The organism is Paraburkholderia humisilvae, from assembly GCF_902859855.1.
GTDB lineage: Bacteria > Pseudomonadota > Gammaproteobacteria > Burkholderiales > Burkholderiaceae > Paraburkholderia > Paraburkholderia humisilvae.
Genome location: NZ_CADIKH010000148.1, coordinates 1 through 6,821, shown reverse-complemented (window position 1 = coordinate 6,821; position 6,821 = coordinate 1). Strand labels below are relative to the sequence as shown.

Annotated in this window: 5 protein-coding genes and 1 pseudogene; 4 read left to right on the top strand and 2 right to left on the bottom strand. The window is 58.7% G+C overall.

Annotated elements, in window-relative coordinates:
- From HV796_RS39455 to HV796_RS45575, 3 genes are all read left to right on the top strand, one after another.
- Positions 1-1,632, top strand: a 1,632-nt coding sequence (locus HV796_RS39455; RefSeq protein ID WP_175233187.1) for a hypothetical protein, incomplete at its 5' end; no start/stop codon positions are given.
- Between the two features lie 646 nt (positions 1,633-2,278).
- Positions 2,279-2,653 (top strand): tyrosine-type recombinase/integrase, encoded by a 375-nt coding sequence (locus tag HV796_RS39450; RefSeq protein ID WP_175233186.1) that lies wholly within the window; start codon positions 2,279-2,281, stop codon positions 2,651-2,653.
- Positions 2,654-2,939: 286 nt separating this feature from the next.
- The gene (locus HV796_RS45575; protein ID WP_281369987.1) at positions 2,940-3,062 is read left to right on the top strand and encodes a hypothetical protein; all 123 of its coding nucleotides are present in this window, start codon (positions 2,940-2,942) and stop codon (positions 3,060-3,062) included.
- Between the two features lie 234 nt (positions 3,063-3,296).
- Here the strand turns inward: HV796_RS45575 and HV796_RS39445 are convergent, their stop codons facing one another.
- The gene (locus tag HV796_RS39445) at positions 3,297-3,731 is read right to left on the bottom strand and encodes a hypothetical protein (RefSeq protein ID WP_175233185.1); all 435 of its coding nucleotides are present in this window, start codon (positions 3,729-3,731) and stop codon (positions 3,297-3,299) included.
- Between the two features lie 988 nt (positions 3,732-4,719).
- Here HV796_RS39445 and HV796_RS39440 point away from each other — a divergent pair.
- Entirely contained in the window at positions 4,720-5,415 is a 696-nt protein-coding gene (locus HV796_RS39440) for a hypothetical protein (protein ID WP_175233184.1), read from the top strand.
- 292 nt (positions 5,416-5,707) lie between these two features.
- On the opposite strand, the pseudogene HV796_RS39435 reads toward HV796_RS39440, so the two are convergent.
- Positions 5,708-6,225: pseudogene (locus HV796_RS39435) on the bottom strand (DDE-type integrase/transposase/recombinase); the annotation flags it as partial.
- Between the last annotated feature and the right edge of the window lie 596 nt (positions 6,226-6,821).

Here is a 6,821-nt window from a genome sequence, read left to right as displayed (position 1 = left end):
ACATGGCAGGATCCGCAAACGCTGGCGCACTACGCGCAGATCGGAGCGAAGCTGTACCGGGTTGCCAAAGACGAGGCCGCGTCGACGGAAGGGTATGTGGTATGGAATCCGATGGATGCCACAGGCAATGCAAGGGAGCGGACGATCCGTCTGGAAAACCGGGAGGGCCAGTGGCAGCAGGCCCGGAATGCTCCGGGTCTGAAAGGTGGGGCGCCTGAACCGCATCGCTTCCCCCAGCTGTCGGCGGATGAGGTGGACAACGAACTCGCGAATCTGGACGACAGGCCGCATTCAGGCTCGTCCGTTGACGTTGCGCCTCAAGGCCGGAGGGCGGACCCGGCAGGGACGGCACTGGTTGACTGGGCCCACGCAGAGCAGGCGCGTGGACTGCCGCTTTCCCATGCGGAGCAGCAGATCCATGACAGCCTGTACGCTCCAGTGCGTCGACAGCCTGCCGCCCCTCTCCCGGGCAGCAGTCGCGCAAGGCCCCCCGCAAGGTTCGCTCCGGCATTACCTGAACACATCGATCTGCTGAAGGATCTACCCGAAGAACTGAATAGGGCATACCGCTCTAACGTCAAACGGTTCCTGATGCATCTGGAAGAGCAGGGACAGTCATGGTCGCAACTGGTGGCCGCGGGCAGCGGTGCGGGTGCGCGCCTTGCCGCGCTTGAACAGGCCGTCAACGAGGGGATCCGGCATCATGGCTTGCCGACCAGCACGCGCGCAGCCATCAACCAGGCCTTCGGGTTCAGGCTGCAAGGCGACATACAAAGAGCGCCGGATCTTCAGGAGCACAAGAATCTGCTGAAGGATCTGCCCGAAGGGCTGGATGCTGTATACCGCTCTAACGTTAAGTGGTTCATGGTGCATCTGGAAGAGCAGGGTCAGTCATGGTCGCAACTGGTGCCCGCGGACAGCGGTGCGGGTGCGCGTCCTGCCGCACTTGAACAGGCAGTCAACGAGGGGATCCGGCATCGTGGCTGGCCGACTAGCACGCGCGCTGCGCTCAATCAGGCGTTCGGGTTCAAGCTGCAAGGCGACATAAAAAAAGTCCGGCTTGCGCCGGATCTTCAGGAGCACAAGGATCTGCTGAAGAATCTGCCCAAAGAACTGGATCAGGCATACCGCTCTAACGTCAACCGGTTCCTGGTGCATCTGGAAGAGCAGGGTCAGTCATGGTCGCAGCTGGCGCCCGCGGACAGCGGTGCGGGCGCGCGTCCTGCGGCGCTTGAGCAGGCCGTCAACGAGGGTATCCGGCATCATGGCTTGCAGACCAGCACGCGCGCAGCCATCAACCATGCCTTCGGACTCAAACTGCAAGGCGACATAAAAAAAGTTCGGCTTGCGCCGGATCTTCAGGAGCACAAGGATCTGCTGAAGGATCTGCCCGGAGAACTGGATTCTGTATACCGTTCTAACGTCAACCGGTTCCTGGTGCATCTGGAAGAGCAGGGTCAGTCATGGTCGCAGCTGGTGCCCGCAGGCACCGATGCGGGTGCGCGTCCTGCGGCGCTTGAACAGGCCATCAACGAGGGTATCCGCCATCATGGCTTGCAGACCAGCACGCGCGCAGCCATCAATCGGGCCTTCGGGTTCAAGCTGCAAAATAAAGCAGAAAAGCAGGAATAGTCCGGTCGACTGTGTCGCGACAACACTTAATGAAAGCGGTCGTGAAGGCTTGGGAGCATGAGCTGGAAGCGTTGCGCGGGCGTCTGGCGAGCCATTTCAGCCGTTCGGAGTCGCGGCAGAGGTCGCTGCTCGGCGCCCCGGAGCGCAAAACGGCTGGCAGCTCGCGGAATGGATGGGCGAATCGACACCAGATGGCGCCAGTATCTGCTGGACCGGGCCCGATGGGATGCCCAGGGCGCGCGCGACGTGCTGCGACAGTATGCCGTTGAGCAACTGGGTACACGTGATCAGGTTCTCGACGAGTTCGATGCCTTCCTCGAGGCCGTCCGCGGTCTAACGACCGACACGCGTCGGAAGTATGGTCGGTTCGTGAAGCTTTTTCTGTACGAATGGATTTCAGGTGCTCCACTGGAATGGCAGCACCTGTCTCCAGATGCGCTTCGCGCGTATGCACGACGCGATCTTTTGTCTACGGTACGATGGCCATCGAATACACCATTCGTGGCGCTGCGTGCCATGTTGCGCTTCCTTGCCGTCAAAGGGTTGGTCGCACCAGGGCTCGAGGGCGCCGTACCGCGAATCCGTCGCTGGTGCCACGCTGCGCCGCCCGCCTGCCCGCCTGCCTGTCGATCGATGAGGTTAACTTGTGATCTCATTCGCCGCCAACGGCACTACGCCGCAGCCTCTGCGCAATACGGCGATCGATCTCCCGCTCGCGAGGACAGGAATGCGAGCCGCGGAGGTGACCAAGCTCACGCTTGAGGATATCGACTGGGGCAATGGCATCATCCACGTTCGCGGCACCAAGTCGCGTCGGGACCGCAAACTGTCCCTGGCACGCGACGTCGAACGCGCACTGCTGGTCTATCTCAAACGCGAGCGGCCGGCCTTACCGTACCGCCACGACGAACATGCTCAGATAAGGAACCAGCTTCAAGGGCATCGCCGATGTGCTTGGTCATCAATCGCTGCAAAGCACGGCCATCTACACGAAGCTCGATATGCCGGCGCTCTCGCGTAGCCGGGAGAGCAGGCATGAAGCCCGAGGAACTGGAGAATCAGCTTGCGCAATACCTTGTACAGGCGGACCTGCTGGTCCGTAATATGGGGTCCGGACATGACGGGTCCCTTCCTGAGAAGGCAACCAGCCAATCCTATACCCATCTCCCGGCGCGGCGCCGGTAGCTCGTCGTCTGCGGCGGCTACGCCGCCTCCGACTACTCACTACCGGCTACAACAATCGTCAATCCACCGGACAAGATAATTGTCGGCCTCTAGTTGAGGCCGCTTGACACCAGGAAACGCACGTGGATCGAGACCTGCCCGGCTTTTACGAGCGTGATGTCTTCGATGAGCAGACCGAGCATGCGTTTGCGTTCGACAGGCTCGATATGATCGTCGCCCCACACGACAGCGAAGTCACTGGCTAGAGCCCGAATGCGCCGTTCGCGCTTCGTCGTCGAGTCCCTTGGTCGGACTTGCGTTGGCGGTCGTGTTCTTGCTGCAGTGTGTCCAATTGCCGAAGGCGAGCGTTCCAGTCGGCTTCCAACGCATCAGCAACCATCCGGTTTGCGGGGTCGACGTTCATGTAACACCCGGTGGGCGCGTCCTCGACAGGCAAACTGCCGGAATCGGCCATGACCGGAGTCGGCACGCACTGGCCGCTATTGGAGCTTGCTAAGCATCACGAAGGGGTTACCATTTTGCTCGTGCTTTATATTTTCGAGTGGTATCGAAAGCTCATTGGCGACTATCGTCGGTCGAACGTCGCAATCAGGTGGGTTGTGCGCTGTTGTAACCGTGATGCTATCTGGAGCGGCAAGCATTTTCACCAGTTTTAGCATCTCTTTTATTTCTTCATATTTACCAGACATATGAAATACCAAATAGAATACCAATCGAGAACCGCGATCAACCCATCGCACGGTAAAAAACTCGCAACCGCACAGTATTCCAGGGGTCAAAAGCCAATTGGAATCTAGTTTTAAATAACGTTCGCCAGTTTTTAGATCGATAAAATAATGACCGACCTCATTCAAAGAGAAAAGAACGTACTGGTCTTGGTCGAGCAGGGGTAGAAGTTTTGCATTGGTCTTCATGTCGGTTTCCGTTTTTGTGCCGGTTGTGGATAGCGAAGCTACCAAATTGTGAATGCCTGCTCTTGACGTGTATTGGCCTTTTCGGAGACAGCAACGAATCATACTGCATCAAGTAAATTTCATCTGTAAATACCTAGAACTTGGGATGCGTCGGGACGCGAAATTTTTCAACGTTTTCCATGCGAATGAATATGTATGAAATCTTGCAATAATTACGTCTATTTACTAATGTATTCCTATACTTGAATCTTATTCGCCACCATGCAGTCAGTTAGGCAGACCGTAGTAATCTGGAATACTGACCGGCGGTCGTCGCACGTGGCGCCAACGCGTCGGTCAGTAGCAACAGCCGTTGATTTCGAAAGGCAACAACCCATCGAGATGGCCCTTACCAGGGAGACCATGAAAGGCAACGCCCGGCGAGGTTCCTACTTGTACTTGATTTTATAGGGCTCTTCGCCGCATAAAACTGAATGCCAACGGCTCGTCATCCATTTCCTCCACTCGCGAGAAACGCCGTACTGATTGAGCGTACCAGACGCTGACACTCACGACTGTTCGGGAAGTGAGCGAGTACACCAAAGGCTGCCGGGGGCGCGTGGGCGCTATTTAACCTACCCAGCGCACCCAAGAACGGCCTGTTGCGCATGCGATTTGGTTGACCCGCTCAGCTACGCGACACGCACATCTGATCATCACAGGGCGTTCCTTGGAGGGTCTGCATATCCAGACTACTGAATGTACCGACCGGCCGTAATCTCTTTCTTGACGTCACCTCAAGTTGTAAGAGGTCGTTGGACAGAGGAGGTGGCCTGATAGCGCGCCGCCGACGGGGCGCCGGGGTTTCCTTCTAACTGTGCCGATATCCTTTGTCACAGATAGAAAAGTCGTTTTCGCCACGGTGCGGGTTGATTACGCAGTCAGGATCGCAGCCGAGATCGAAAACCCGTAGGGTGAGCCCTTTACCCAGCTTTTACGGGCAAACTCCATGCACGTATTCAACAATTCGGGCCTTGCCACCACAGGGCGCGCCACCTCTGGCTCCGCAGACTCCCGCGCCGAGGCCCAGCAGGACTTCGCGGGACTGACACCCTCCGCCCGGAACCTTGCCGGACAGTCACGTTACCGGGGGCCGAGCTTGCAGACCCCTCCAGCTTCCGCAGCCTTCGGAGGGTTGCCGCCGAGTCCGGGCATCGCCGGCACGCCCGTCCAGCAGGATGCGGTCGACGGGGCGGATCGGAATCTGGCAATGCGGGCCCATATTTTCGCATCGCAGAGTGGGCCTGCTCAAAACGCCGCCGCCCCGGCCCAGCACGAGTCATCATCATCCGGCGACAGGCTTCATCCGGCCATGAGGGCTCTGGTGGACACGGCGCTCACGGCCGCTCAACGGGAGCTTGCCGGCAGCAAGCGCATGAAGTTGGTGGACCTGGCGGTGGCCTATCAGATCGATCCATCGAGTACGAGCGCTACCGACTATGCAATCCGAAATGGCTTTTCCAAAAACAGTGTAACTAACTATATGTATCAGAGTGGCGAGTACACGGAATTGGGGCTCAAGAGTCTTGAGGCAAATTACGGTACCACGCCATGGAAGTTAGTTTCCGACCTTCCCGCTTCAGGCGAGGCACCGCACTCGTCTCTACCGCACCAGCGTGAACGGCGTGCGGACGCAGGGACCTGAATGGGCGGCCCGGCGCTCGCGCTGGTTGCCAACGCGGGTAAGCCTGCGAGCGTGCGTATCCGGGAGTTCTTTGCCTCGGCGATCCGCAATCTACCCCTGCGCAACGAGTACGCGCGACGCAAAGGATTTCCTGGCGTAGTGCGCTAGCGCGGGCGCGGGTTCGATCTTGGCCGCGCAGCCGCCGCATGAGTCGTCCTTGCTCCCTTCGTAGCAAAAAGTCGTCCCGGTATCTCTGGCAGGCTTTGTCAACTAGCCGAGGGTGAGACGGCAAGGGGGCAGATACGACTACTGGTCAGAGAGCATTCGACGAATTTTGGGCGAGTCCGGCGAAATCACGCCATGCAACGAACCGGGCTGCGAGTTGTTTGCGATAGAGTGAAGCGCGCAGCAGATGGCGCTTGAGTGCGAATGCTGCCGAATCGGGCCGAAGGTCGATAGGAAAGCCTGCGTGCGTTCAGGATCGCGAAAGCCGTGCATGCGCCGCTCGCGCTCGCGTGTCGATTGGTGGCTATTCTCTGCGCGGTTGTTCGGCCGGGCGGCCGCTTTGACGAACACGTGCTTCACGTTCGCAAGCGCCGGGATCCCGGCGCTTGCTGCGGGGTAGCTGCGCAACTGCTCGGTGACGATCTTGCGCGGTGCCGGGTTCGAATGCAGCACACGCCTGAAGAAGCGTTTGGCGGCGGCCTTGTCGCGCCGTTTTCGCACCAGGTGCCACGTGCTACCGGGCGTGCGCCGCGCGGCTTTCGCCCGATGAGCGAAGCCCTCGCCGAACTTATCGCTCCAACATCGGATCGCCCGATTTGAAAAAATATTTGCAACAAATAAGGATGCAAGTTTCGCCCATGTTGAACGATGTCGTTGTCGACCATAACACCGCAGGAATTGGCTTGTCGCGATAACGATGGCAAGTCAAGCATAGCCTAATATGAATAGGAATGCTTACAACACCAACGAATAGAACTGATCGGCAGAAGTGCGAAGCGCGACACGCTTGTTAAGATAAGTTTTCTTAATGGCATGGATTTCATGCCAGTCGTCCCTGATCCGGATGCGCAAAATGCCCGCCCGAATGCGAAAAGGGACTGAGTAGTCGTGCTTGAGCGCGCAGGGGGAGCGGGATAAGATCCACGCCCTTGGCATGGGGTGCGCGGGCGATGCGGGACGCTTCCAGGTTCATGGCAGGCGCAACAGTGCCGTTTCCCAGCGTGGTCATGCGGCTGCCCGTCGATGACGGTATGAGCACTGCTGATGGCAGCGTCGGCCTGCCGGGCTTCGAAGCCGGGGGGGGGCGCGTATCGCTCCCTCACGGCGCCTGTGTGGCGAAATTCCTCTTCAGATCATCACGGGACAGGTATGACTGGCAGCATTACTCAGGCTTTGGTGCGGCAATACCCTCCATCCGGATC

Bases quoted from the DNA above. Each gene is read 5' to 3' on its own strand.
- HV796_RS39440 (WP_175233184.1), top strand. From the start codon at position 4,720: ATGCACGTATTCAACAATTCGGGCCTTGCCACCACAGGGCGCGCCACC.
- HV796_RS39445 (WP_175233185.1), bottom strand. From the start codon at position 3,731: ATGAAGACCAATGCAAAACTTCTACCCCTGCTCGACCAAGACCAGTAC.